The organism is Streptomyces sp. NPDC054841, from assembly GCF_053611045.1.
Map to the genome: position 1 here is coordinate 1 of NZ_JBSGZO010000078.1, position 24,895 is coordinate 24,895.

Annotated in this window: 22 protein-coding genes and 1 pseudogene; 6 read left to right on the forward strand and 17 right to left on the reverse strand. The window is 71.5% G+C overall.

What is annotated here, in order from left to right:
- Positions 1 to 77: 77 nt before the first annotated feature.
- Positions 78 to 770 (reverse strand): metal-dependent transcriptional regulator, encoded by a 693-nt coding sequence (locus ACWGI8_RS13810; RefSeq protein ID WP_453660677.1) that lies wholly within the window; start codon positions 768 to 770, stop codon positions 78 to 80.
- 166 nt (positions 771 to 936) lie between these two features.
- Here ACWGI8_RS13810 and ACWGI8_RS13815 point away from each other — a divergent pair, with 166 nt between their 5' ends.
- Positions 937 to 1,692, forward strand: coding sequence for an SIS domain-containing protein (locus tag ACWGI8_RS13815; protein ID WP_453660679.1), 756 nt, complete (start codon positions 937 to 939; stop codon positions 1,690 to 1,692).
- A 252-nt stretch (positions 1,693 to 1,944) separates the two neighbouring features.
- On the opposite strand, the gene ACWGI8_RS13820 is transcribed toward ACWGI8_RS13815, so the two are convergent.
- Positions 1,945 to 3,303, reverse strand: a complete 1,359-nt coding sequence (locus ACWGI8_RS13820) for a PAS domain-containing protein (RefSeq protein ID WP_453660680.1) — start codon at positions 3,301 to 3,303, stop codon at positions 1,945 to 1,947.
- A gap of 679 nt (positions 3,304 to 3,982) precedes the next feature.
- On the opposite strand from ACWGI8_RS13820, the pseudogene iscB reads away from it, so the two are divergent.
- Positions 3,983 to 4,510, forward strand: a pseudogene (iscB, locus tag ACWGI8_RS13825) (RNA-guided endonuclease IscB); the annotation flags it as partial.
- Between the two features lie 47 nt (positions 4,511 to 4,557).
- Positions 4,558 to 5,295, forward strand: coding sequence for an HNH endonuclease (locus tag ACWGI8_RS13830; protein ID WP_453660682.1), 738 nt, complete (start codon positions 4,558 to 4,560; stop codon positions 5,293 to 5,295).
- Positions 5,296 to 5,610: 315 nt separating this feature from the next.
- On the opposite strand, the gene pdxH is transcribed toward ACWGI8_RS13830, so the two are convergent.
- Positions 5,611 to 6,279 (reverse strand): pyridoxamine 5'-phosphate oxidase, encoded by a 669-nt coding sequence (pdxH, locus tag ACWGI8_RS13835; RefSeq protein ID WP_453660683.1) that lies wholly within the window; start codon positions 6,277 to 6,279, stop codon positions 5,611 to 5,613.
- A gap of 358 nt (positions 6,280 to 6,637) precedes the next feature.
- Between pdxH and ACWGI8_RS13840 the strand changes: the two genes are divergently transcribed.
- Positions 6,638 to 7,738, forward strand: coding sequence for a citrate synthase 2 (locus ACWGI8_RS13840; RefSeq protein ID WP_453660685.1), 1,101 nt, complete (start codon positions 6,638 to 6,640; stop codon positions 7,736 to 7,738).
- 18 nt (positions 7,739 to 7,756) lie between these two features.
- On the opposite strand, the gene ACWGI8_RS13845 is transcribed toward ACWGI8_RS13840, so the two are convergent.
- The 12 genes from ACWGI8_RS13845 to ACWGI8_RS13900 form a co-directional block, all read right to left on the reverse strand.
- Positions 7,757 to 8,887, reverse strand: coding sequence for a 2-oxoglutarate and iron-dependent oxygenase domain-containing protein (locus ACWGI8_RS13845; protein ID WP_453660686.1), 1,131 nt, complete (start codon positions 8,885 to 8,887; stop codon positions 7,757 to 7,759).
- A 274-nt stretch (positions 8,888 to 9,161) separates the two neighbouring features.
- On the reverse strand, positions 9,162 to 9,563 hold the full coding sequence (locus ACWGI8_RS13850; protein WP_453660688.1) for a DNA-binding protein: 402 nt from the start codon (positions 9,561 to 9,563) through the stop codon (positions 9,162 to 9,164).
- Entirely contained in the window at positions 9,560 to 9,811 is a 252-nt protein-coding gene (locus ACWGI8_RS13855) for a hypothetical protein (RefSeq protein WP_453660689.1), read from the reverse strand. The genes ACWGI8_RS13850 and ACWGI8_RS13855 overlap by 4 nt, the downstream gene beginning before the upstream one ends.
- A 48-nt stretch (positions 9,812 to 9,859) precedes the next feature.
- Positions 9,860 to 10,459, reverse strand: coding sequence for a TetR/AcrR family transcriptional regulator (locus tag ACWGI8_RS13860; RefSeq protein WP_453660690.1), 600 nt, complete (start codon positions 10,457 to 10,459; stop codon positions 9,860 to 9,862).
- Positions 10,447 to 11,181: an enoyl-CoA hydratase family protein gene (locus ACWGI8_RS13865; RefSeq protein ID WP_453660691.1), complete on the reverse strand. Its 735-nt coding sequence runs from the start codon at positions 11,179 to 11,181 to the stop codon at positions 10,447 to 10,449. Before ACWGI8_RS13865 ends, ACWGI8_RS13860 begins: the two co-directional genes overlap by 13 nt.
- On the reverse strand, positions 11,178 to 12,758 hold the full coding sequence (locus ACWGI8_RS13870) for a 4-coumarate--CoA ligase family protein (protein ID WP_453660693.1): 1,581 nt from the start codon (positions 12,756 to 12,758) through the stop codon (positions 11,178 to 11,180). Before ACWGI8_RS13870 ends, ACWGI8_RS13865 begins: the two co-directional genes overlap by 4 nt.
- Positions 12,759 to 12,803: 45 nt before the next feature.
- Positions 12,804 to 13,940, reverse strand: a complete 1,137-nt coding sequence (locus tag ACWGI8_RS13875) for an acyl-CoA dehydrogenase family protein (RefSeq protein ID WP_453660695.1) — start codon at positions 13,938 to 13,940, stop codon at positions 12,804 to 12,806.
- Positions 13,941 to 14,045: 105 nt separating this feature from the next.
- Positions 14,046 to 15,911: an acetyl/propionyl/methylcrotonyl-CoA carboxylase subunit alpha gene (locus ACWGI8_RS13880; RefSeq protein WP_453660696.1), complete on the reverse strand. Its 1,866-nt coding sequence runs from the start codon at positions 15,909 to 15,911 to the stop codon at positions 14,046 to 14,048.
- Positions 15,912 to 15,918: 7 nt separating this feature from the next.
- Complete coding sequence (locus ACWGI8_RS13885) at positions 15,919 to 17,520, reverse strand: acyl-CoA carboxylase subunit beta (RefSeq protein ID WP_453660698.1); 1,602 nt, start codon at positions 17,518 to 17,520, stop codon at positions 15,919 to 15,921.
- A gap of 105 nt (positions 17,521 to 17,625) precedes the next feature.
- On the reverse strand, positions 17,626 to 19,254 hold the full coding sequence (locus tag ACWGI8_RS13890; RefSeq protein WP_453660710.1) for an acyclic terpene utilization AtuA family protein: 1,629 nt from the start codon (positions 19,252 to 19,254) through the stop codon (positions 17,626 to 17,628).
- 205 nt (positions 19,255 to 19,459) lie between these two features.
- Entirely contained in the window at positions 19,460 to 20,248 is a 789-nt protein-coding gene (locus ACWGI8_RS13895; RefSeq protein WP_453660699.1) for a TIGR03084 family metal-binding protein, read from the reverse strand.
- Between the two features lie 318 nt (positions 20,249 to 20,566).
- Entirely contained in the window at positions 20,567 to 21,508 is a 942-nt protein-coding gene (locus ACWGI8_RS13900) for an EamA family transporter (protein ID WP_453660701.1), read from the reverse strand.
- A 135-nt stretch (positions 21,509 to 21,643) separates the two neighbouring features.
- On the opposite strand from ACWGI8_RS13900, the gene ACWGI8_RS13905 reads away from it, so the two are divergent.
- Positions 21,644 to 22,501 carry a LysR family transcriptional regulator gene (locus tag ACWGI8_RS13905; RefSeq protein WP_453660703.1) on the forward strand — a complete coding sequence of 286 codons (858 nt, stop codon included), beginning with the start codon at positions 21,644 to 21,646 and terminating at the stop codon, positions 22,499 to 22,501.
- Between the two features lie 96 nt (positions 22,502 to 22,597).
- On the opposite strand, the gene ACWGI8_RS13910 is transcribed toward ACWGI8_RS13905, so the two are convergent.
- Both ACWGI8_RS13910 and ACWGI8_RS13915 read right to left on the reverse strand, forming a co-directional pair.
- Complete coding sequence (locus ACWGI8_RS13910) at positions 22,598 to 23,269, reverse strand: hypothetical protein (protein ID WP_453660704.1); 672 nt, start codon at positions 23,267 to 23,269, stop codon at positions 22,598 to 22,600.
- 116 nt (positions 23,270 to 23,385) lie between these two features.
- Entirely contained in the window at positions 23,386 to 24,036 is a 651-nt protein-coding gene (locus ACWGI8_RS13915) for an HAD family hydrolase (RefSeq protein ID WP_453660706.1), read from the reverse strand.
- Positions 24,037 to 24,279: 243 nt separating this feature from the next.
- On the opposite strand from ACWGI8_RS13915, the gene ACWGI8_RS13920 reads away from it, so the two are divergent.
- On the forward strand, positions 24,280 to 24,750 hold the full coding sequence (locus tag ACWGI8_RS13920) for a hypothetical protein (protein ID WP_453660708.1): 471 nt from the start codon (positions 24,280 to 24,282) through the stop codon (positions 24,748 to 24,750).
- The last annotated feature ends 145 nt before the right edge of the window (positions 24,751 to 24,895 follow it).

Genomic DNA, 24,895 nt, shown 5'->3' on the forward strand with positions numbered 1-24,895 from the left:
GTACGGGCGCGCGCCCTGAGAGACCTGAGCCCTGCCCCGGCGTCTGTCCGGGTCTGTCTGAATCAGGCCCTACGACATCAGCGCTTCGCCACGAAGACGTGCGAGGCCACATCCGCATCGAGCTCCGCGGCCTCACCGCTGCTGCCCACGAGCACCCCGCCGGCCGACTCCGTCACGCTCACCACGGAGCCCGGCTGCACACCCGCGCGCCGCAGCGTGTACATCAACTGGGCGTCCGTCTGGATGGGCTCGCCGATCCGGCGGACCACCACCGTCTTGCCCTCCGTGCCCGCGTCGAGGTCGGCCAGGCTGACCATGCCGTCGTCCAGGAAGGGATCGGCCTCCGCCTTCTCACCCAGCTCCTCGAGCCCCGGGATCGGATTCCCGTACGGCGACTCGGTCGGGTGACGCAGCAGCTCCAGCACACGCCGCTCGACCGCCTCGCTCATCACGTGCTCCCAGCGGCACGCCTCGGCGTGGACCTGCTCCCACTCCAGGCCGATGACATCGACGAGCAGGCACTCGGCGAGCCGGTGCTTGCGCATCACGCGCGTCGCCAGCCGACGGCCCTCGTCGGTCAGCTCCAGGTGCCGGTCACCCGCGACCATGACCAGACCGTCGCGCTCCATCCGCGCCACGGTCTGGCTGACCGTCGGACCGCTCTGATCGAGCCGCTCCGCGATCCGGGCGCGCATGGGGACCACGCCTTCCTCTTCGAGCTCGAGGATGGTGCGGAGATACATCTCCGTGGTGTCGATAAGTCCGGACATACGTGCCCCTCGATGCTGTGACATGGAAACGAGTCGTGCGCTGGCCCTGACTCAATTCTGACGCATCGCACCGACAACCGGGCCATGCCCGCGTCAAGCCCGTATTGACAGAGCAATGGTCCAGACCGCAACGTGATCCGCGACACAACGAGAAGGGGCCACCGCAATGGGCGAGAGCAAACTGGCCGGTCAGTTCTTCGACGCCGCGATCGGCCTGCTGGAGCGGGTAGGTGAGGAGGAAGCGGCGAACATCGCCGCGGCCGGCAACGCCATCGCCGACACGGTCGCCGCGGGCGGCCGGCTCTTCGCGTTCGGAGCGGGCCACTCCTCGCTCGCCGCCCAGGACGTCGTCTACCGGGCGGGCGGACTGGCCCTGATGAACCTGCTGGCCGTCCCCGGCGTCGTCGGCGTCGACGTCATGCCCGCCACCCTCGGATCGGCGCTGGAGCGCGTCGACGGTCTCGCGGGCGCCGTCCTCGACTCCAGCCCGGTCAGGGCCGGTGACGTACTGATCATCGTCTCCCTCTCCGGCCGCAACGCCCTGCCCGTCGAGATGGCCATAAACGCGCGCGCACTCGGCCTGAAGGTCATCGGCGTGACGTCGGTGGCGTACGCGACGGAGACCCGGTCCCGGCATGTCTCCGGCAGCTACCTCAAGGACCACTGCGACATCGTCCTCGACTCCAAGATCGCGGTGGGCGACGCCGAGCTGACCGCCGAGGGCATCGAGGCACCCTTCGCACCCGCGTCGACGGTCGTCACCAGCGCGTTGATGCAGGCGACGATGGCGGCCGCCGCGGGCGAGCTGGTCGAACGCGGCATCGAACCGCCGCTGCTGCGGTCCGGCAACGTCGACGGCGGTCATGAGTGGAACGGGCGCGTGATGGAGGAGTACGCGGACCGGATCTTCTACCGTCGCTGAGCCGGATCCACCGCCGCCGAACCGGGACTTCCACCGCCGCCGAGCTGCCGCGCCAGGTCACCCACGCCGCCGAACACGTGCGTGCTGCCGCGCCTCGTCAGGCGTTCGGCTCGGTGACGAGCGCCCGCAGCCACGGCTCGGCGAACGCGGGCTCCGCGGCCATCAGCAGCCGCGAGGACTCTCCGGAGCACGAGGGCCTTCCGGACCCACGAGGGCTTTCCGGAATCACGAGGGCCGGAACCGGCGAGTGGGCTACTCCCCCCGCGCCCCGGCCAGATCCAGCGCCGCCGCCACCCGCATGGCGACACTCTCCACGTACTCCGCGTCCGGGCGCTCGAACGCGGGCCGGTTCGCAGCCCGCAGGAACGTCAGCACGCCCAGCGTGCGCCCACGGCTCCGCAGAACCGTGCACAGCGCGTGGACCGCGTCACGGGGCCACTGGCGCTCCGCCGCCCACGCCTCCGCTCCCCCGGCGCCACCGCCCGCACTCGCCCGGACCGAGCCGATACGGTCCATCGCCTGCAGCGCCGGATGGCCCTGCGGATACCGCAGCGGGATCCCGGCCCCCGCGACCCGCGCCACCGGCCCCGGCGCCCCGGAGGGCGTCGCAGCGGTCCGCACCAGCCGCTCCCCCCGCTCCGACACCACATCGACCAGCGCATGGTCCGCGAAACCGGCCAGCGCGAAGTCCACCTGCGCCGTCGCCGCCTCCATCGGGTCCTCGCACTCCGCCGCGGCCCGCGCGGCCCGGTGCAGCTGACTGAACCGGAACCGCAGCCGGTCCGCCTCCTGCTCCGCGAGCTTCGCCTCCGTCACGTCCTGGAACAGCCAGCCCACACCCAGCGGCACCGGCTCCTCCGCCAGCGGCGACGCCAGCCGAAGGAACCCGCTGCGCCAGCAACGCCTGCGCTCGCCCTCGTCCGTCCGCACCGTCACCCACAGCTCGGCGAGCGCCCCCGGCGCACCATCGGCGAGCACATGGTGCAGCGCGCCCTCCAGCTCCTCCACGCCCTGCACGATCAGCTCTCCGAGCGGCCGGCCCAGAGGCGTCGTACGCCCGGAGCCCAGCATCCGTGCGGCATGCCCGTTGACAACGGTCGGCCGCAGATCCACGTCCACCAGCACGACACCCCAAGACGCGTCCTCGAACAGCGCCTCGCTCAGCGCGATCGACCGCTCCAGATCGATCTGCGCATGCACCTCGCTGAACGCGCAGTACACCCCGGCGGGCTTTCCGTCCGCCCCGCGCACCCCCGCCGACTGCGTCCGTACGAGCACCCGCCCGCCGTCCTTGCGCAGCAGCGCGAACTCGTGAACCTGCCGCCCCGGGGCTTGCATCGCGGCCATCAACCGCCCCTGCACCTCGTCCGCGTCCGCGGTCCGCACCGCCCACCCCGCGAACCCGCGCCGCCCGACGGCCTCCTCCGGAGACCAGCCGAGAATCCGCTCGGCCTCCCGGTTCCAATGCGTGATCACACCGTCCGCGTCGAAGGCGCACAGCGCCGCGTCCATCCCGTCCAGCAGCGCGGCAAGCAGGTCCGACCCGGGCCCGTCCCGCTCCGGCTCGTCCGGACCCAGCGCGCTCGTGGTCTCACTCCTGGAAGCACTCATCCTGGCACCCCCTGCAGGACGTGTCCTTGTCCGCCGGTGCCGCACCGCCCGCGGCACCCCCGATCATTCAACTGGAACGTGACGCAGGACACAGGAATTTCCCAGAAATCGTTGCCCTCTGAATCTCAGCGCCACCCATGGGCCGGGAGGCTACGCGTTCAAGCTGACCTTTGACGCGATACCACCCACATCGGGCGCGCGTTCGAGGTTTCGCCGCGTATCACACATATGTACGTCGATGCGGCGTTCATAGGCTGCGCCTGCGTCGATGCAGCTAGCTTCGCGTAGGCCGCCACAACGAAAGGAGATCACTCGCTCCCGCTCCCCCTCACCGGGCGAGCCGAGTGAACAGCCCCAGTCATCACGATCAGCCGATCAGAGGAGGTGCCCTTCGATGACTACGTTTCCCGCAGGCGAGCAGACCCACCAGGCTGTGCTTCCTCAGCAGCCTGCTCTGGAATCCGTGGGAACAGACACCCCTGGGAGCAGGGACGAAACGGCTCACGGACACCTCGCCACCGCGCGAGGCACCGGCGGGGAACCTGGGCGAGGGGAGACCGGCGGCAACAGCACCGAGCCCCGTCGGCGTCACGCCATACAGGCAGAGACCGGGGACGGTGACGTCCCCAAGCAAGGCGCAGGCAGAGTCTTCGTACTCGACAGAAACGGGCGGGCTCTCATGCCCTGCCACCCGGCCCGCGCACGTGAACTCCTCACCAAAGGTCGTGCCGTCGTCGCACGACACGCACCCTTCACGATCCGCATCAAGGACCGCACACGCGCCGCATCAAAGGTTGACGGCGTCCAGTTGCGGATCGACCCGGGCTCCAAAGGCACTGGCATGGTCCTCACCGATGCGAGGAAGGAAGCCACTCCGGACGGTACGACCTTGACCGTACGGCGCGGGCTGATCTCCCTCGAGCTCCAGCACCGAGGCGACCAGATCCACCGCGCCATGGGACAACGAGCCGGATACCGCCGCAGGCGGAGATCGGCCAACTGCCGCTACCGCGCACAAAGGTCCGCCAACCGCACCCGCCCGCAAGGCTGGCTGGCCCCGTCGCTCCGGCATCGGGTCGACTCCACCCTGTCGACCGCCCGTCGCCTCTGCCAGTACGCACCCGTCACCGAGATCCACATCGAGCGCGTCGCTTTCGACACCCACGCCATGAGCGCGGGCAGAAGCCTCACCGCAGCCGAGTACCAGAACGGCACCCTGGCAGGGACGGAGATCCGCGAGTACCTGCTCGCGAAATGGGGACGACCTGCGCCTACTGCGGGGCCACCCGCGTACCACTCAACATCGAGCACATCCGGCCCCGCAGCCATGGCGGCTCCAACCGCATATCGAATCTCACCCTTGCCTGCGTCCCCTGCAACGAGGCCAAGGGCTCGACTCCCATCAAGGAATTCCTGGCGGACGACCCAGCACGCCTCGCTGCGATCCGCCGACAGGCCAAGACACCCCTCCACGACGCCGCCGCCATGAATGCGACCCGCTGGCAGCTCACGGACACCCTCAAGACCCTCGGGAGACCCGTACACGCGTGGTCGGGCGGGCGGACGAAGTGGAACCGCACCGCCATGGGCCTCAGCAAGACGCACACCCTCGATGCCCTCTCCCTGGGCGACTTGGACCACGAGAACGGGGACACCATCGTCCGCGTCCCCCGGCAGGTCTGCGTTGTGAAGGCGACCGGGCGTGGTTCATACGCACGCACCACGCCCGACCGGTACGGCTTCCCCCGCCTCCGTCGACCGCGCCGTAAGCGGCACTACGGATTCGCCACCGGCGATCTCGTCCGCGCCACAGTGCCCACGGGCAGGTGGGCGGGCACGTGGACCGGGAGGATCTCCGTCCGGGCGACCGGGCAGCACAGCCTTACGACACCGGCGGGGCGCTTCAACGTGTCCTATGTGAACCTGCGGCTGCTCCAGCGGGGAGACGGCTACTCGTACGCCTGCCGGCAAGAGGTCACAAAAATGGGTTGAGCTCGCCCGTTGAGGTTCCTAGTGTGTGGGCCATCGGGAAAGGAGGTGATTCGGAAGATGATTTCATTCCGGACGCGAGAGGTGGCTGCGGGCTAGCGGCCCGTCGTCGCACTCTGTGCACCTCGGCAGGGCGCCTGCCGAAATCCAAGCAGTCACCGACCCGCGGGCTCGCCGGTACGTCCGGCCGGCCTCCTCTTCGGAGGAGACCAGAGCCCGCGGGTTCCTGCGTTTCCGGGGGCTTCCCGGGTACTTCCCGGGCGCTTCCCCTGCACTTCCCGCGCCGCGGACAGCCGGGCCGCGACCTCGGAGCAAGCGTCAGGGTGAGAGCCGCTCCACGCGCCACCCGGCGGGCGCCTCGGTCGTACGTACGTACCGCAGCCGGTCGTGCAGCCGGTTCTCGTGGCCCTGCCAGAACTCGACCGTCTCCGGCGTGACCCGGTAGCCGCCCCACTCCGGCGGGACCGGGACCTGTTCGCCGGCCGGGTAGCGGGCCCAGAGTTCCTCGTAGGCGCGCAGGAGGTGTGCGCGGGAGGGGATGACGGAGGACTGGGCGCTGGCCCAGGCGCCGAGCTGGGAGCCGTGCGGGCGGGTGCGGAAGTAGGCGGCGGTTTCGTCGCGGCCGACGCGGGTCGCCGTGCCGGTGACGATGACCTGGCGGGCCAGCTGGTGCCAGGGGAAGAGGAGCGAGACGTACGGGTTGGCGTCGAGTTCGCGGCCCTTGCGCGAGGTGTAGTTCGTGTAGAAGACGAAGCCCCGGTCGTCGAAGTGCTTGAGCAGCACGGTGCGGGCCGAAGGGCGGCCTTCGGGGGTGGCCGTGGAGACGATCATGGCGTTCGGCTCGTGGAGGTGGCCGGCCGCGGCGTCTTTGAACCAGTGGACGAACTGTTCCATCGGCTCGGCGGGGAGGTCCGCCTCGGAGAGGGGCGTCGAGCGGTACTGCTCGCGCATGGCGGCGGGGTCGAGGGCGTCGGTCACGGGGGCCATCCTGCCCTAGGCCCTGTCCGGGCCTGGGGCCGGTCGTTTGGATCATGCCGGATCAGCGAGCGGGGTCCTGCCGGGCCCGTCCTCGGGACACGTCCGCAGGACGCCTCGTGGCGGCCGAGTCTGCCCGGCACCGAGTGCCGCTAACCCTTCGCGACCGGAACGGCGCAGTGTGCCGGATGTCACGCTTCCCCGCACCAGTGGAACCCGCCAAAATCATGCGCTGGGCCGCTGTGCCCTCCCTACGACGCGGACGGGGTGACTACCCGCCGCACGGGGCATCACCGGGGTGACCGATTCGGCACAACCGATCAGGTCCGACCACCGGGACGACCCGACCGAACTCACGAGGAGCCGCCTGATGTCCGACTTCGTACCCGGACTCGAAGGAGTCGTCGCGTTCGAGACGGAGATCGCCGAACCCGACAAGGAGGGCGGCGCGCTCCGCTACCGAGGCGTCGACATCGAGGATCTCGTCGGTCACGTCTCGTTCGGAAATGTGTGGGGGCTGCTGGTCGACGGGGCGTTCAACCCCGGTCTGCCCGCCGCCGAGCCGTTCCCGATCCCGGTGCACTCCGGCGACATCCGCGTCGACGTCCAGTCGGCACTGGCGATGCTCGCTCCCGTCTGGGGCCTCAGGCCGCTCCTCGACATCGACGAGGCACAGGCGCGCGACGATCTCGCCCGGGCCGCGGTGATGGCGCTGTCGTACGTGGCACAGAGTGCTCGTGGGCAGGGTCTGCCGATGGTGCCGCAGCGGGAGATCGACAAGGCGCAGTCGGTCGTCGAGCGGTTCATGATCCGCTGGCGCGGTGAGCCGGACCCGAAGCACGTCAAGGCCGTCGACGCGTACTGGACGTCGGCCGCCGAGCACGGCATGAACGCCTCGACGTTCACGGCCCGCGTGATCGCCTCGACCGGCGCCGACGTCGCGGCCGCCCTGTCGGGCGCGGTCGGCGCCATGTCCGGTCCGCTGCACGGCGGCGCGCCCTCCCGGGTCCTCGGCATGATCGAGGAGATCGAGCGGACGGGCGACGCGACGGCCTACGTGAAGCGGGCCCTGGACAACGGCGAGCGGCTGATGGGCTTCGGCCACCGTGTGTACCGGGCCGAGGACCCGCGCGCCCGCGTGCTGCGGCGCACGGCGAAGGAGCTGGGCGCGCCGCGCTTCGAGATCGCGGAGGCGCTGGAGAAGGCCGCGCTGGAGGAGCTGCACAACCGCCGTCCGGACCGGGTCCTGGCGACGAACGTGGAGTTCTGGGCGGCGATCATGCTGGACTTCGCGGAGGTCCCGGCGCACATGTTCACCTCGATGTTCACCTGCGCCCGTACGGCCGGCTGGTCGGCGCACATCCTTGAGCAGAAGCGCACCGGGCGGCTGGTGCGCCCGTCCGCCCGGTACATGGGTCCGGGTTCCCGCGACCCGCGCGAGATCGAGGGGTACGCGGACATCTCGGGGTGATCCGCGCCCTGCCCCGCGCTACGCCGCCCGCTCCACCAGCTCCGCATGGTGGCGGGCGGCGACCAGCGGATGCGCCCGCAGCTTGCCCTTGAGCTCGTTGCGTCCGTACTCGGCGAACAGCGGATTCGCCGGGTCCGCGGTCACTCCGGGCGCGTCCGCCGCGTACGGGAACGGCAGCGGGGCGATCCGTGCGTCCAGGCGCGGGTTGTAGAAGAACGGCACCGAGTAGCGCTCGGTCGCGCCGGGCGGGCTGACCACCCGGTGGTTGGTGGCGAGCAGATAGCCGTTGGTGGCGACCTCCAGCAGCTCGCCGAGGTTGACGACGAACGCGCCGGGCAGCGGCGGCACGTCATGGAAGGCGCCGTCCTCGCGCTGCACCTGGAGGCCGCCGATCCGGTCCTGGTGCAGCAGGGTCAGGAAGCCGTAGTCCTTGTGGGCGCCTACGCCCTGGCCTGCGCCCTGGCCGGACCTGCCGCCCGGTGCGCTTCCCGGATAGCGGACGAGCTTGAGGTGCAGATGCGCCCGGTCGCCGAAGACGTCGTCGTAGAAGTCCGGCGGCGCGTCGATCGCCGCGAGGAGCTCGTGGAGGAGCTTTTCGGCGACCGCGCTGAGCCGGTCGATCCAGGCGAGCGCGGCGGTACGCAGCCCGGGCAGCGCTGCCGGCCACTGGTTGGGGCCCTCCAGCCACCAGTACGCCGGCTCGTCCGGTCCGGGTATGTGCGCGGGCCGCTCGGCGCCGATGTCGAGCTGGTCGCGCCAGTCGCGGCTGCCGCCGGTGCGCTCGTCGCCGATGCGGGTGTAGCCGCGGAAGTGCGGTGAGTTGACGTTGTCGATGGAGAGCCGGTCGGCCTCGGGGAGGGCGAAGAAGGCCCGCATCGCGCCCATCAGGGCGTCGGTCTCGGCCTCGGTGACGCCGTGGCCGGTCAGCTGGAAGAAGCCGACGTCATGGGCGGCGCTGTGGAGCCGGGCGTGCAGCTCCGCGCGGGCGGCGGGGCCGCGGTCCGCCGCGGAGAGATCGATGACCGGAAGCTGCGCGTAGGGCTCCGGGACCGGCTGCTTCGAGGCCGGCTGGTTCGAGGCCGGCGGCTGCGAGGCCGGCTGCGAGGTCGGCTGCGAGGTCGGCTGCGAGGAATTCTGCGAGTGAGACATGGGTGCGTCCGCTGTGTCTGGTCCCGGTCGCAGGTCCCGGTGATGACCGGGTACTCGTACCGCCGTCCGCCTGGGTGGGGCGGGCCGGGGGGACCGGGTGGGGTGGAGTGGGGGCTTGCGTCAGACGTAAGCCCGACAGCCCATGCTCGTGACGCGGAGGAAGTCCACGTGGCGGCGGCGTACGAGCGGAAGCATGCGGAAAGGGTACGCCGGGAGTACGACAAACGGGGGTGACCCGGGTCACACCGGGTCACACCCTGGCGGCAGGTCGCCGTCAGAGACCTATGAGGCGGACCCGGTCGCCACAGAGCCGGGCCATGTCATCGAGGTCGGAGGCCAACATCACGACCGGCCCCGGCTGGCGCAGCGCCATCTCGGCGACGGTGGCGTCGATGGCGTACTTGTGGCCGTGCAGCCCGGTGTCCTTCAGGAGCCGGGCGGCGGCCTTAGCGGACTGCTCGTTGACGGGCTCGATCTTGACCCGTGAGAGCAGCCAGTTCAGCCGGGGCATGTTCACTCCGGCGTGGGCGACTTCGATGATGGTGTTGGCGCAGACGGCCAGCGTGGCTTCCTGCTCGTAGAAGACCTGGATCCGTGACTCGACCTTTCGGTCCTGGGCGATCCAGGCCGACAGCCCCTCGGAGTCCAGGACGACGGTGTTGACGACGAGGCTCAAGCTGCCCTCGCCACCGGCTGCTCCGGATTGAGCGCTGCAGCGATCTCCGCACGCGCCTCTGCCAGCTCCTCGTCGGTGAACGCGCCATGCTCCTCCTGGTAGCGCTGCAGCTCTTCACCGAGCAGTTGATGCCTTATCTTGCGCGCCACCGCCTCGGCAACGTAGGCGGACACGTTGTCCGTCAGCTTCTTCAGCGCCTCCACGTCCTTGGCGGGGAGGGTCACCGTGATGCGAGTCGTCTCGGCCATGAGATGAGCGTACCGGATATCTGCATACCCGCAGTATGCAGATACGTTTCACCCCAGCGCCTCCTCCAGCAACCGCCCCCACTCCCCCACCACCCGCTTCCGCCGCGCCCCGTCATCCGTCAGCAGGTTCGCCAGCCCCAGCCCCCGCGCCATGTCCAGCAGCCCCTGGACCGTCTCCCGCACGCCCGGCACCGACTCGTCCGCACCCAGCAGCTCGACGGCGATCCGGTGGGTCTCACGGCCCACCCGCGCCTCCAGTTCGGTGACCCGGCCCCGTAGCTGCTCCTCGTTGGAGGCCGCGACCCACAGATGCAGGGCGGCCCGGAAGAGCGGGCCGGTGTAGAGGTCGACGAGGGCCTCCACCACGGCCGCCCGGTTCTGCACCGGGAGGGCCCGCAGCGCGGAGGACCGCTCCTCCGCCACGTACTCGACGGCGGCCGTGAACAGGTCCTCCCGCGTCGGGAAGTGGTGCTGTGCCGCGCCCCGCGAGACCCCGGCCCGCTCGGCGACCACCGAGACGGTCGAGCCCGCCCAGCCGCGTTCGGCGAGGCAGGCCACCGCGGCCTCCAGGAGCCGCTGCCGGGTGGCCCGGCTGCGGTCCTGCTTCGGCTCCTTGGCGGAGCCTGCGGGGGAGGTCACAACACCCATGCGGGGTCCCGTCGTTCGAGGAAGGCGGTCATCCCCTCGCGCGCCTCCGCCGAGGCGAAGAGCGACGCCGAGCGCTGTACGAGATCCTCCGCGTCGCGGTCGAAGGTCTCCCGCACCCTAGCCGTGAGCAGCTGTTTCGTCGCGTCCAGGGCCTGCGGCGAGGCCTTGCGGAAGCCGTCGAGCACAGCTGCCAGCGCGGCGTCCACGTCGTCGGCGACGGCCGTCACCAGTCCGGCGCGGGCCGCCTCGGCGGCGTCGAAGCGTTCACCGCTCAGGTAGTAGCGGGCCGCGGCGCGCGGCTCCAGGCGCGGCAGCAGCGGCAGCGAGATCACCGCGGGCGCCACCCCGATCCGTACCTCCGTGAACGCGAAGTCCGACGCGGACGACGCCACCGCGATGTCGCAGGCCCCGACGAGGCCGAGCCCGCCCGCCCGTACATGGCCCGCCACCCGCGCCACCACCGGCTTCGGCAGCTCGACGATCTGCCGCAGCAGTGCGACGAAGGTGTACGGGTTCGGCGGCTCCTTCAGGTCGGCGCCGGCGCTGAAGGTGCCTCCGGTGTGGGTCAGGACGACCGCCCGTACGGACGGGTCCTTCCCGCAGCCGGTCAGCGCGTCGGCCAGCTCGCCGACGAGCCGCGCCGACAGGGCGTTGCGGTTCGCCGGCGAGTCGAGCGTCAGCGTCGTGATGCCCCGCTCGGACGCGGTGCTGATGAATGTCACGTGTTCCCCTTCTCCAGGTTCCGCAGTTCGCGGCGGAGGATCTTCCCCGACGCGGCCCGCGGCACTCCGGCGATGAATTCGACGCGGCGGATCTTCTTGTACGGGGCGACGCGCTCGGCGACGAACGCGAGGACGTCGTCCGCCGACAGGCCGGTCGCGGTCGGCTGCCGTACGACGTACGCCTTCGGGACCTCGTTGCCGTCGGCGTCGTACACGCCGATCACCGCCGCGTCGGCGATGCCCTCGTGGGTGAGGAGCAGGGCTTCCAGCTCGGCCGGGGCGACCTGGAAGCCCTTGTACTTGATGAGTTCCTTGACCCGGTCGACGACGAACAGCCAGCCGTCCTCGTCGACCCGCCCGACGTCCCCGGTGTGCACCCAGCCATCGGCGTCGATCATGTCGGCGGTGGCTTCGGGACGGCCGAGGTAACCCTTCATGACCTGTGGACCGCGGATCGCGATCTCGCCCTCCTCGCCGGGGGCGGCGTCCCGGCCCAGGTCGTCGAGCGCCAGGATCCGCATCTCGGTGTTCGGCAGGAGCTTCCCGACGGCGCCCGGCGGCGGGTTCGAGGCGGCCAGCGGCACGGCATGGGTGCCGGGTGACAGCTCCGTCATGCCGTACGCCTGCCGTACCGGCGGCAGCCTCAGCCGGGCCGAGCAGGCCTGGGCGAGCTGCGCGTCGAGCGGGGCGGCGGCGCTGACGACGTACTCCAGCGACGACAGGTCGTACTTGGCGACCGCCGGGTGCTTGGCGAGGGCGAGGACGATCGGCGGGGCGACGTACAGGCCGTTGATGCGGTGCTTCTCTATCGCCGCCAGGAACTGGTCGAGGTCGAAACGGGGCAGGACGACGACGGTGGCGCCCTTGCGCAGCGGGGCGTTCATCAGGGCGGTGAGGCCGTATATGTGAAAGAAGGGCAGAACGGCCAGAATCCGGTCGCCGTGCCTCATCGGCATCACCGGCTCCAGCTGGGCCAGGTTGGTGGCGATGGAGCGGTGCGTGAGCATGACGCCCTTGGGGACGCCCGTGGTGCCGGAGGAGTACGGGAGCGCGGCGACGTCCTCGGCCGGGTCGATGGCGAGATCGGGCTCGGGAGCGGTGGAGCCGAGCATCGTGAGGAGGGAGCGGTGTCCGTCGGCCTGGTCGCAGACGAAGATCTCCTCGATGCCGCCGACGAGTTCCGCGGCGCGGCGGGCCACTTCGATGAGCGGGGAGACGGTGACGATCCAGCGGGCGGAGGAGTCACGGAGCTGCTTGGCGAACTCCTCCGCCGTGGCCAGCGGATGGACGGTGGTGACGGACGCTCCGGCGCGCGTGGCGCCGTAGAAGACCGTCGGGAAGGCGACCGTGTTGGGACTGTGCAGGGCGAGGACGTCGCCCTTGCGTACGCCGGCGTCGGCGAGCGCGGCGGCGACACGGCGATGGAACGTGTCGAGCTGTGCGTACGTGATCGTCGTTTCGCCCGCCCCGTCGACCAGGGCGGGGGTGTCGCCGTACTCGGCCGCCCTGCCCAGAACGGCGTCGTGGATGGGCAGGGAGACGGGCGGGACATCTGCGTACTCGCTGTGCATCACCATGACGGCCCCTTCACGGTTGAGTCGTGGTCGCCAGAATTGCGTCTGTCAGTACGACTTGGGGAGACCCAGGGACTGATGGGATACGTAGTTGAGGATCATCTCCCGGCTGACCGGGGCGATCCGGGCGACCCGGGCGGCGGTGATCAGCGCGGCGAGACCGTACTCGCGCGTGAGGCCGTTCCCGCCGAGGGTGTGCACGGACTGGTCGACGGCCTTCACACAGGCCTCGGCGGCGGCGTACTTGGCCATGTTGGCCGCCTCGCCCGCGCCCATGTCGTCGCCCGCGTCGTACAGCGCGGCGGCCCTCTGCATCATCAGACGGGCGAGTTCGAGCTCGATGTGGGACTGGGCGAGGGGGTGGGCGATGGCCTGGTGGGCGCCGATGGGGTCCTTCCAGACCTGGCGGTCCTTCGCGTAGTCGATGGCCCGGGCCAGGGCGTAGCGGCCCATGCCGATCGCGAAGGCGGCGGTCATGATCCGCTCGGGGTTGAGCCCGGCGAACAGCTGCAGCAGGCCCGCGTCCTCGTCGCCGACGAGCGCGTCCGCAGGCAGTGCCACATCGTCGAGGACGAGCTCGAACTGCTTCTCCTGGGCGTGCAGTTCCATGTCGATCTGCGAGCGGGTGAAGCCGGGGGCGTCGCGCGGAACGATGAACAGGCAGGGCTTGAGACGGCCCGTGCGAGCGTCCTCGGTGCGGCCGACGACGAGGGTCGCGTCGGCGATGTCGACACCGGAGATGAAGACCTTGCGGCCGGTCAGGAGCCAGCCGCCGTCCTCGGTCCGCCGCGCCGTGGTCGTGATCCGGTGGGAGTTCGACCCGGCGTCGGGCTCGGTGATGCCGAAGGCCATGGTGCGGGTGCCGTCGGCGAGCCCCGGCAGCCAGGCCCGCTTCTGCTCCTCGGTGCCGAAGCGGGCGATGACGGTGCCGCAGATGGCGGGCGAGACGACCATCATCAGCAGCGGACATCCGGCCGCGCCCAGCTCCTCCAGGACGATGGACAGCTCGGCCATGCCGCCGCCTCCGCCGCCGTACTCCTCGGGCAGGTTGACCCCGAGGTACCCGAGCTTGGCGGCCTCGGACCACAGTGCCTCGCGGTCGTGGCCGCGCCCGTGCCGGTGCCCGAGCGCGGACACGGCGGCGCGCAGTGCGGTGTGTTCTTCGCTCTCGATGACGCTGTTCATGAGGTCTGGTCCTCCTGTGTGACTACGCCATTACTTCGTACGCCGTTACTTCGTGAGCCGTTACGTCGTGAGCCGTTACGTCGTGAGCGGTTACTTCGTGGGCCGTTACTTCGATTCCGCGATCACTTCGTTGACGACGGCGAGCAGGGCACCGACCTCGACCTGACGGCCGGGGGCGGCGTGGAGCGCGGTGAGCGTGCCGGAGGCGGGAGCACAGATCCTGTGCTCCATCTTCATCGCCTCCAGCCAGATGAGCGGCTGCCCCGCGGTGACCTGCGCGCCGGGCGCCAGTCCCTCGGCGACCCGCACGACCGTGCCGGGCATGGGCGCGAGCAGGGAGCCCGGCTCGCGCTGGGCGGTGGGGTCGGGGAAGCGGGGCAGCGCGGTCAGGACCGTGTTGCCGACGAACACCCGGTCGTCGTGCACGGCGACCTCGAACTTCCGCCGCACTCCGTCCACTTCGAGCACGACCAGACCGGGGTCCGCGTGTACGACGACGACACCGTCGGCCGCGAGGCCGCTCCTGGTGTGGCGGTAGTGGATCTCGTGCTCGGTGCCGTCGGCCTCCGTGCGGTAGCGCTTGGTCTGCGGCTGGGAGTGCAGATTGCGCCAGCCTCCGAACCGGGAGCGTCCGTGGGCGTCGGCGAGCGCGGCGGCCAGTGGCGCGTACGGCTCCGGGGCCGCGCCCGTCAGCTCCGGCAGATGACGGTCGTAGAAGCCGGTGTCCAGCCGGGCGGCGGCGAAGTCCGGGTGCCGCAGGGACCGTACGAGCAGCTCCCGGTTGGTGACCGGGCCGTGCACGCGGGCCCGTTCCAGCGCGCCCGTGAGCTTGCGCACCGCCTCCGCGCGGGTGGGCGCCCACGCCACCGCCTTGGCCAGCATCGGGTCGTAGTGCACCCCGATCGTGTCGCCGTCCGCGTACCCGGTGTCCAGCCGTACGCCCGGTACGGAGAGATGGTGCAGGGTGCCGGTCTGCGGGGCCCAGTCGCGCGCCGGGTCCTCGGCGTAGAGGCGGGCCTCGACGGCGTGGCCGTGCGCGGCCGGCGGGTCGGCGGGCAGGGACGCGCCCTCCGCGACCCGGATCTGCAGGGCGACGAGATCGATGCCGAACACGGCCTCGGTGACCGGGTGCTCGACCTGGAGGCGGGTGTTCATCTCCAGGAAGTGGGCCCGGTCACCGACGACCAGGAACTCCACCGTGCCCGCGCCCCGGTAGTCCGTCGCACGGGCCGCGCGGACCGCCATCTCGTGCAGGGTGGCGGTGAGTTCCGGGCTCAGTCCGGGGGCCGGGGCCTCCTCGACGACCTTCTGGTGGCGGCGCTGCAGGGAACAGTCGCGGGTGCCCAGCGCCCAGACCGTGCCGTACGCGTCGGCCACGATCTGCACCTCCACATGCCGGCCGCCCTCCACGTACGGCTCGACGAAGACCTCGCCGTCGCCGAACGCGCTCAGCGCCTCGGCCCGCGCGGCCGCCAGCTCGCCGGTGAGGTCGCCGAGTTCCCGTACGATCCGCATCCCGCGCCCGCCGCCGCCCGCCGCGGCCTTGACCAGGACCGGCAGATCGTCCTCGGTGATGTCGGCGTCGCTGAGGGGCGCGACCCCCATGAGTTCCTTGGCGCGCGTCTTGGACGCCATCGCCTCGATGGCGGACGGGGGCGGGCCGATCCAGACGAGGCCGGCGTCGATGACCTCCCGCGCGAAGTCGGCGTTCTCGGAGAGGAATCCGTACCCGGGATGCACGGCGTGCGCACCCGCCGCGAGCGCGGCCTTCACGATCAGGTCCCCGCGCAGATAGGTCTCGGCCGGGGCGGCGCCCGGCAGATGTACGGCGGCGTCCGCCTCCCTCACGTGCAGGGCCTGGGCGTCCGGGTCCGAGTACACCGCGACCGTGGCGATGCCCAGCTCACGGCAGGTGCGGAAGACCCGGCAGGCGATCTCGCCCCGGTTGGCGACAAGAACAGACTGGATCATCAGGTCCTCACATCCTGAAGACGCCGAAGCCGCCGCGCGCGCCTTCGACCGGGGCCGTGTGGATGGCGGACAGACAGAGGCCGAGGACCGTGCGCGTGTCGCGCGGGTCGATCACCCCGTCGTCGTACAGCCGCCCGGACAGGAACATCGGCAGCGACTCCGTCTCGATCTGCTGCTCGACCATCGCGCGCAGGGCGGCGTCGGCCTCGTCGTCGTAGGGCTGTCCCTTCGCGGCGGCGGACGCGCGGGCGACGATGGACAGGACACCCGCGAGCTGCTGCGGGCCCATGACTGCGGACTTGGCGCTGGGCCAGGCGAAGAGGAAGCGCGGGTCGTACGCCCGCCCGCACATGCCGTAGTGCCCGGCGCCGTAGCTGGCCCCCGTCAGGACGGACAGATGCGGCACCTTCGAATTGGACACCGCGTTGATCATCATCGCGCCGTGCTTGATGATGCCGCCCTGCTCGTACTCCTTGCCGACCATGTAGCCGGTGGTGTTGTGGAGGAAGAGGAGCGGGATGTCGCGCTGGTTGGCGAGCTGGATGAACTGGGCGGCCTTCTGCGACTCGGCGCTGAACAGCACGCCCTGCGCGTTGGCGAGGATGCCGACGGGGTATCCGTGCAGCCGGGCCCACCCGGTGACCAGGCTCGTCCCGTACAGCGGCTTGAACTCGTCGAAGTCCGAGCCGTCCACGATCCGGGCGATCACCTCGCGCGGGTCGAACGGGGTCTTGAGGTCCTCGGGGACGATGCCGAGCAGCTCCTCCACGTCGTACTTCGGCGGCTCGGCCGGGGCTGCCGGATCGGGGAGCGCCTTGCGGTGATTGAGCCGGGCGACGATACGGCGGGCGTGGCGCAGCGCGTCGTGCTCGTCGACGGCGTAGTGATCGGCGAGGCCGGAGGTGCGGGCGTGCATCTCGGCGCCGCCGAGCGACTCGTCGTCGCTCTCCTCGCCGGTGGCCATCTTCACGAGCGGCGGGCCGCCGAGGAAGACCTTCGACCGCTCCTTGATCATGACGGTGTGGTCGGACATCCCGGGGACGTACGCCCCGCCGGCCGTCGAGTTCCCGAAGACGACGGCGATGGTGGGGATCCCGGCGGCGGAGAGCCGGGTGAGGTCGCGGAAGAGCGCCCCGCCGGGGATGAAGATCTCCTTCTGGGAGGGGAGATCGGCACCGCCGGACTCGACGAGGCTGATGACGGGCAGCCGGTTGGCGAACGCGATCTCGTTCGCCCGCAGGGCCTTCTTCAGCGTCCAGGGGTTGCTGGCGCCGCCGCGTACGGTCGGATCGTTCGCGGTGATCAGGCACTCGACGCCCTCGACCGTGCCGATGCCGGTCACCATCGACGCGCCGACGGGGTAGTCGCTCCCCCACGCGGCGAGCGGCGACAGCTCCAGGAACGGGGTGTCCGGGTCGAGCAGCAGCTCGACCCGCTCGCGAGCGAGCAGCTTTCCGCGCCTGCGGTGGCGCTCGATGTACTTCTCGCCGCCGCCGGCGAGCGCTTTGGCGTGCTCGGCGTCGAGCGCGTCCAGCTTGGCGAGCATGGCGGCGCGATGTGCGGCGAAGTCGGGGGAGGCCGGGTCGAGCGCGCTGGCGAGGACGGTCATGGGGTCACCTCCGGTGTGGGAGTGGGGGTGGGGGTGGGGGTGGGGTGGTGCGGGTTCGCAGGCGGGAGCCGCTGCGCGGGACGGGGGGAGACTCACCCGGCGCCGTCACAGCAGCACCTCCGGTACGTCGACATGCCGCGCCCGCAGCCACTCCCCCAGCCCCTTCCCCTGCGGATCGAAGCGGGCCTGGGCGGCGACGCCCTCGCCCAGCAGCCCGGTGACGACGAAGTTCAGCGCCCGCAGGTTCGGCAGGACGTGCCGTACGACGGTCAAGCCGTCCGTCTCCGGCAGGAGTTCGCGGAAGCGGTCCACGGTCAGCTCGTGGGCGAGCCACCGCCACGCCTCCTCCGTCCGCACCCACACCCCCACGTTCGCGTCCCCGCCCTTGTCGCCGCTGCGGGCGCCCGCGACGCGCCCGAGCGCCACGCGGCGAACGGGGCCGCCGGCGGGCAGCGGCTCCGGCAGGGCCGGGCCCGGGACCGGCTCCAGGGCGCGGGTACGCACGGCCGCGGGCACCGTCACCCGCCGGCCGTCCGGCAGCACCGCGACATGCTCGACCGATGCCGCGTCCACGTACGCCGCCTCGAACACCCCGTACGGAGCGCCCTTCCCCGGCGGAGCCGTCACATGGAACCCCGGGTAGCTGCCGAGCGCGAGCTCGATCGCCGCGCCGCTGACGACCCGCCCCACGGCCTGCGCGTCCCGGTCCCTGACCACGAGCCGCAGCAACGCGCTCGCGGTCTCCTCCGTGTCCGCGTCGGGACTGTCGGTGCGGGCCAGCTCCCAGCGGACCTCCTCGGGCCGTGACTTGGCCCGTACGAAGGCGTCCTCCACCTGCCCGCGCACCAGCTCCGCCTTGGCCTCGATGTCGAGGCCGGTCAGGACGAACACGACCTCGTTGCGCCAGCCGCCGAGCCGGCTGAGACCGGTCTTGAGCGTGGGCGGCGGGGCCTCGCCCCGTACCCCCGTGACCCGGACGCGGTCCGGCCCGTCCTGTGTCAGTCGTACGGAGTCGAGGCGGGCGGTGACGTCAGGACCGGCGTACCGGGCGCCGGCCGTCTCGTACAGCAGCTGTGCGGTGACCGTGCCGGTGTCCACGACGCCGCCGGTGCCGTCCTGCTTGGTGATGACGGAGCTGCCGTCGGCGTACAGCTCGGCGACCGGGAAACCGGGCCGGCGTACGTCACGGCCCTTGAAGAACGCGTAGTTGCCGCCGGTCGCCTGCGTTCCGCACTCCAGCACGTGCCCGGCGACGACCGCCCCCGCGAGCGCGTCGTGATCCTCCGGGCCCCAGCCGAAGTGCCACTGCGCGGGCCCGGTGACCAGCGCCGCGTCCGTGACGCGCCCGGTGACGACGACGTCCGCGCCGGCACGCAGGCATTCGGCGATCCCGCCGCCGCCGAGGTAGGCGTGCGCGGCGAGCGCGTCCGGGAAGCGGGCGGCGAGGTCGTCGCCCTCGACGTGCGCGACCCGCACGGGCACGCCGACGCGGGCCGCGAGCTCGCGCACGGCGTCCGCGAGCCCGGCCGGGTTGAGCCCGCCGGCGTTGGCGACGATCCGTACGCCGCGTTCATGGGCGAGCCCGAGGCTCTCCTCCAGCTGTCGCAGGAAGGTCTTGGCGTAGCCGAGGCGCGGGTCCTTCGCCCGGTCGCGGCCGAGGATGAGCATCGTGAGCTCGGCGAGGTAGTCACCGGTGAGGACGTCGAGTGCGCCGCCGGTGAGCATGTCGCGCATCGCCTCGAAGCGGTCGCCGTAGAAGCCGGAGGCGTTGCCGATCCTCAACGGGTCGGTCGTGGACGGGTCGGTCGTGGACGGGTCCGTCGTGGACGGGTCCGTCGTCAAGGGATCGGTCGTCGGGCCGGTCCTCAACGGATCGGTCGTCGGGCCGGTCGTCGGGCCGGTCGTCGGGCCGGTCGTCAAAGGGCTCACGGGGTCCATGTCAGGCCCCCTTGGGCGCGCGCCCGGCACCGGCCGGCCCGGCGAAGGCCTGGGCGATGTCCAGCCACCGGTCGGCATCTGCGCCCTCCGCCCGTACGGCGAGGTCGTCGCGATGGGCACGCTGGGTCACCAGCAGGCAGAAGTCCAGCATCGGGCCGGTGACGCGCTGGTCGGCGTCCTCGGGCCCGTACGCCCAGGTCTCGCCGTCCGGAGCGGCCAGCTCGACCCGGAACTCGGCGGCGGGCGGTTCGAGACCGCGTACGGCATAGGCGTAGTCGCGGGCCCGTACGCCGATGTGCGCGACGTGCCGCAGCCGGGCGGTGGGTTCGCGTACGGCGCCGAGGGCGTCGGCGACGTCCTGGCCGTGGGCCCAGGTCTCCATGAGCCGCGCGGTCGCCATCGACGTGGCGCTCATCGGCGGCCCGTACCAGGGGAAGCGGGCGCCGGGGGGCGCGGTGCGCAGGGCCTGCTGGAGCCGGTCTCGGCCGGTGCGCCAGCGCCTCAGCAGCTCGTCCGGCGGCTGCGCGGCGCCTGCTTCCGCGGCCTGGTCGACGAAGGTGCCGGGCTCGGCGAGGGCCTTCTCGACCTCCTTGCCGAACTCGTCGGCGTCCGTGACGGCGAGCAGCGCGACGTCGTCGGTCCAGGCGAGGTGGGCGATCTGATGGGCGATGGTCCAGCCGGCGGCGGGTGTCGCCGCGGCCCACCGCTCCTCGCTCAACTCGCGGACGAGCCGGTCGAGTTCTTCGCTCTCCGCGCGCAAGTCGTCGAGCACGGCGGCAGGGTCGGACACGGTGCGCTCCCCTCGGGACACGGCGGTGTGACCCGGAGCATGGCAGCGCGCGAAGAAACAAGCAAGCGTGCTTGCTTTACTTTTCGGCCAGGTTCACGGGGTGGGGACCGTAGGCCGGGGCGATGGAGAGGCGGGGAGGCGGAGTGCGGAGTGACGGGGAGGCGGAGTGACGGGGAGGCGCAGAGGCGGAGAGGCGGGCGATGCCCAGGACTTCGGGCGACGGGATGCCGGGGCGGACCGCCGGACGGAGGCCGAGGCAGACCCGCCGGACGGAGGCCGCGGCTGGTCGCCTCCTCAAGGCACGCCCGCCCGGGCGGGTCACTTCGCCCGGGCGCGCCCCACCTGAGTCCGCACCGCGCCCATGCTCGCCGCGACGACCAGCGCGATCGCCAGCGCATCGGCCGCGGACAGGGCCTGGCGCAGCACGAGGAATCCGGCGGTCGCGGCGATCGCGGGCTCCAGGCTCATCAGTACGGCGAAGGTCGGCGCGGGCAGCCGGCGCAGCGCGAGCAGTTCCAGCGTGTACGGCAGGACGGACGACATCAGCGCGACCACGAGCCCGAGCCCGATCGTGGACGGCACGAGCAGCTTGCCGCCCGCCTCGACCACACCGAAGGGCAGACTGAGCAGCGCGCCGACGGCCATCGCGAGGGCGAGCCCGTCGGCCTGCGGGAAGCGTCGTCCGGTGCGGGCACTGAAGACGATGTACGTGGCCCACATCGCGCCCGCGCCGAGGGCGAACGCCGCACCGACCGGGTCGAGCCGGTCGAAGCCGCCGCCACTCAGCAGCACGACACCGCCGAGGGCGAGGCCCGCCCACACCAGGTTGATCAGCCGTCGCGACACGATGACGGAGAGCGCCAGCGGCCCGAGCACCTCCAGTGTGACGGCGGCGCCCAGCGGAATGCGGTCCGCGGACTGGTAGAAGAGCATGTTCATGGCGGCCAGGACGGCGCCGAAGGCGAGGACGGTGCCCCAGTCGGCGTGGGAGTGCCCGCGCAGCCGTGGCCGGCAGACCAGCAGGAGCACGACCGCGGCGAGGACGAGCCGCAGGGTGACGACGCCGAGCGCTCCGGCCCGTGGCATCAGCAGAACGGCGACGGCGGCGCCGAACTGTACGGAGAGCCCGCCCGCGACGACGAGCGCGACGGGTCCGAGCGCGCCGGACCTGCGACCCGTACCGGCCTCCAGGGCGCCGGCTGCTTCCGGCACGGCAACGGCGGCCGTCGCCGCCTGCTCCGCACTGCGGGGGCTACTCAACAGTTCCTTCTCTCATCCATTCAAGTGCACTATGGGTTCAAAATACTGCACCGGAGGCTTACGGTCCACATTCACGCTACGGAACCCCGCGCCGCCCGTGAAATGCCCAGTGGGCTGCGGTTATGCTCCGCGCACATGAGCATCGAGCTGCGTCACCTCCGTTGCTTCCTCGCCATCGCGGAGGAGCGGAACCTGACCAGGGCAGCCGCCGCACTGCACCTCACCCAGCCCGCCGTCTCCCGCACCCTCGCCGCACTCGAACGCCACCTTCAGGTCCGCCTCGTCGACCGCTCCACCCACCATCTGGAGCTCACCCCCGAGGGCCGGGCCTTCCGCGACAAGGCCGCGGCGGCCGTCGCCGCGTTCGACGACGCCCTCGACCCGGCACTCCTGCACCACCGGCCGCTGCGCCTCGGTCACGCCTGGTCCGCGTTCGGCCCGTACACCACGCCCCTGCTCCGCCGCTGGCAGCAGGAGCACCCGGACACCCCGCTGGAACTCCTCCGCATCGACGACCGCACGGCGGGCCTGGCGCGCGGCGAGGTCGACGCGGCGGTCCTGCGCGGCCCGGTCGACACCCCCGGCCTGGTGACTGCGCTCCTCTTCACGGAACCCCGGGTCGCCGCCGTCACCTCCGACGGCCCCCTGGCCGCCCGCCCCCGCCTGACCCTCGCGGACCTGGCCGCGGGCCCCGTCGTCCTCAACACCGTCTCGGGCCTGACGACGCTCGACCTCTGGCCGGGGGAGTCCCGCCCCACCACCACCTTCACCGTCTCGAACACCGACGACTGGCTCACGGCGATCGCCGCGGGTCGCGGCGCGGGCGCCTCGGCGGCCTCGACGGCGGAGATGCACCCCCACCCCGGAGTCACGTACCGTCCGCTCACCGACGCCCCACCGGTCCCGGTCCTCCTGGCCTGGCGCGCGACGGCACCGCATCCGGCACTGGGGGCGCTGACGGCGCTGGCCCGCGAGCTCAGCGCGCGGGGGTGACGGAAGAGGCCGCGCCAGGGAGGCTCGGAGGGGCACGCACTCAGGCGCTCATGCACTTACACGCTCATGCGCTCGCGTGCTCACGTGCTGACGTGCTCACATGCGGCGGGTGAACAGCCTCTCGCCTCCCGCGCCGAGCACCAGGACGTTCCTGACGACTCCGCCGTCGCCGACGGGGTCACCGTCCCACCAGTCGACGAAGACATCCGCGAGCGCCTGAACCTGAGCCGGACTCTGCGTCTGCTCCGCCGGCGTGTAGTCGGTGGACAGTTCGATGTCGTAGTCACGGTCGGTGAGTTGGACCGTCGCAAGAGTCTTGGCATGGCCGGCCGACTCGCCCTCGGGGCTCTCGGCTGCCCAAGTGCGGAATTCCTTCAGCAGCCGGGCATCCTGGGTGCGGCGGGTCACGGGGCCGGTGGGCGGGTTCTCGGGGGCATGGGCAACTCCGTCCAGGCAGCCCCGCACCCAGGCGCCGCGGTCGGCCTCGGCGGCGCGTCCAGCTGCCAGGGCCCGTCGCGTGCAGCCGCCCCAGACGGTTTCACGGATGGCGGCGCCCTTCCCCGACGAGTCGTACACGGCCTTGCCCGCCCTGTGTCCGGCCCGGTACGCGGCCACGTGGGCGGGCTCGCTGGGACTCGGGGACGCGGAGGCGTGCACGGAGCCCCCGGAACCCGGGAAGCCCGAGGAATCACGGGAGCTGCACCCGGAGAGCGGGACGACCAACGCCGCGACGGCCACGGCGAGCGTCGTGCGCGTAACCCGATTCATCGTTCCCCCCATGTCACCAACGCATCGGCGAGGTACAGGCGATGCCTGCACCCGAGGAGAGCGGATTCACGGCCCGCGGGTTCATCGGAGCACCGAGGAGGGCGGCTTGATCGCCGTCACTGCCACAGCAGCGAGGGCAGCGCGCGCATGTCGTCGAACACGACCGTGCCGGGGCCCTCCAGCCGGTTCGCCGAGGTCAGACCGCCGCAGTAGCCGAAGGCGCGCATCCCGGCAGCACGCGCGGCCTGGACGCCGTAGCCGCTGTCCTCGACCACCGCGCACCTGGCCGGATCCACGCCCATGGAGCGGGCGGCGTGCAGAAAGAGATCGGGCGCGGGCTTGCCCCTGGGAACGTCGGCGGCGCTGAAGATGCGGCCCTCGAAGCGGTCGCTGAGCGCGGTGAGCTTCAGGCTGTGCCGGATGCCGGCGTGGTTGCCGTTCGATGCCACGCAGAAAGGTGCGGTCAGGCCGTCCAGAGCCTCCATGATGCCGTCCACGGCGGTCAGTTCGGCCGTGAATGCCTCCTGGTACAGATGCTCGTACCGCCACTGCCAGCCCTTCTCCAGACGCCGCCCGAGGCGTTCCTCAATGGCGGCCGTGTAGACCTCGGTTGACGATCCGACGAAGAGATCGACGATCTCCTTCTCGGTGAACGGGCACCCGAGATCCGCCGTGATCGCTGCGTCGACCTTGACGCATATCCGCTCGCTGTCGACGAGCACGCCGTCGCAGTCGAAGATCACCAGTTCGACAGGGGGTGGTGTCATGGCGGTCAGCCTATGCACGGCGCCTGCGCAGTGGCCGAAGTCATTCCCTGCACACCGCCGCCGACGTCCCGTCAGCCCTGCTGGCACGTACGACCCTTACCGCCTGGAACGACGCCCCGGAACCGCTTGTCGGTCACGCCGCGTCTGCGGTACAAACGCGCGACACACAGGGATGAGATTCGGCCACTCCCGTGCCCGAACATCCCGTGATTTGACGTGCACACAACTATGTGGGGGGTTGTCATGCAGGGACGCTGGGAGAAGCTGAAGCAGAGAGGCGGCATCAGCCTGTTCGTCATCGCGGTGGGGGTCGGGGCCTTCTTCTTCATCGGGAGCGCCTCACAGGCGCCGACCGGTTGGGGCGCCGCGTACGCCTTCGGCAAGCCCGTCACCGTCGAACTGCCCAACTCGTGCCGTATCGAGACCGTCGGCGACGGCAAGAGCACCGGCAAGTGCGAGGGGGCGAAGTGGACGGCCGACGGCCAAGCCCGCACCGGCACGCTGTACGCCCTCGGGGACGACATCGATCGCTCCGGGGACGGCAACCTGACGTTCGCCGGTGAGGCGAAGGCCCTCGACGACCGGGCCTACGGCCGCCCCGAGACCTGGCTGACCGTCGTCCACCTCGGCGCTCTCGGCGTGGCGGGCATCGGCGTGCTTGCGCTGCTCGGAAGCCTCGTATCGGTGCTTCTTCCGTCGCGCCGGGCTGCCTGACAGCCCCCGGCCAGGGGAAAAGGGGGCGTCGTCGGGCGCCCCCTTTCTTCGCTAAGGGCTGTCCCGTAATCCCCGGCGGGCGCACGACGACAGCTACGGCACCTCGCTGCGTTGTCGGATCGCCCGAATACGCCCAGTATGAGGA

Bases quoted from the DNA above. Each gene is read 5' to 3' on its own strand.
- ACWGI8_RS13810 (WP_453660677.1), bottom strand. From the start codon at position 770: ATGTCCGGACTTATCGACACCACGGAGATGTATCTCCGCACCATCCTC.
- ACWGI8_RS13815 (WP_453660679.1), top strand. From the start codon at position 937: ATGGGCGAGAGCAAACTGGCCGGTCAGTTCTTCGACGCCGCGATCGGC.
- ACWGI8_RS13820 (WP_453660680.1), bottom strand. From the start codon at position 3,303: ATGAGTGCTTCCAGGAGTGAGACCACGAGCGCGCTGGGTCCGGACGAG.
- ACWGI8_RS13830 (WP_453660682.1), top strand. From the start codon at position 4,558: ATGGGGACGACCTGCGCCTACTGCGGGGCCACCCGCGTACCACTCAAC.
- pdxH (WP_453660683.1), bottom strand. From the start codon at position 6,279: ATGGCCCCCGTGACCGACGCCCTCGACCCCGCCGCCATGCGCGAGCAG.
- ACWGI8_RS13840 (WP_453660685.1), top strand. From the start codon at position 6,638: ATGTCCGACTTCGTACCCGGACTCGAAGGAGTCGTCGCGTTCGAGACG.
- ACWGI8_RS13845 (WP_453660686.1), bottom strand. From the start codon at position 8,887: ATGTCTCACTCGCAGAATTCCTCGCAGCCGACCTCGCAGCCGACCTCG.
- ACWGI8_RS13855 (WP_453660689.1), bottom strand. From the start codon at position 9,811: ATGGCCGAGACGACTCGCATCACGGTGACCCTCCCCGCCAAGGACGTG.
- ACWGI8_RS13860 (WP_453660690.1), bottom strand. From the start codon at position 10,459: ATGGGTGTTGTGACCTCCCCCGCAGGCTCCGCCAAGGAGCCGAAGCAG.
- ACWGI8_RS13870 (WP_453660693.1), bottom strand. From the start codon at position 12,758: ATGGTGATGCACAGCGAGTACGCAGATGTCCCGCCCGTCTCCCTGCCC.
- ACWGI8_RS13875 (WP_453660695.1), bottom strand. From the start codon at position 13,940: ATGAACAGCGTCATCGAGAGCGAAGAACACACCGCACTGCGCGCCGCC.
- ACWGI8_RS13880 (WP_453660696.1), bottom strand. From the start codon at position 15,911: ATGATCCAGTCTGTTCTTGTCGCCAACCGGGGCGAGATCGCCTGCCGG.
- ACWGI8_RS13885 (WP_453660698.1), bottom strand. From the start codon at position 17,520: ATGACCGTCCTCGCCAGCGCGCTCGACCCGGCCTCCCCCGACTTCGCC.
- ACWGI8_RS13890 (WP_453660710.1), bottom strand. From the start codon at position 19,254: ATGCGCGACATGCTCACCGGCGGCGCACTCGACGTCCTCACCGGTGAC.
- ACWGI8_RS13905 (WP_453660703.1), top strand. From the start codon at position 21,644: ATGAGCATCGAGCTGCGTCACCTCCGTTGCTTCCTCGCCATCGCGGAG.
- ACWGI8_RS13910 (WP_453660704.1), bottom strand. From the start codon at position 23,269: ATGAATCGGGTTACGCGCACGACGCTCGCCGTGGCCGTCGCGGCGTTG.
- ACWGI8_RS13915 (WP_453660706.1), bottom strand. From the start codon at position 24,036: ATGACACCACCCCCTGTCGAACTGGTGATCTTCGACTGCGACGGCGTG.
- ACWGI8_RS13920 (WP_453660708.1), top strand. From the start codon at position 24,280: ATGCAGGGACGCTGGGAGAAGCTGAAGCAGAGAGGCGGCATCAGCCTG.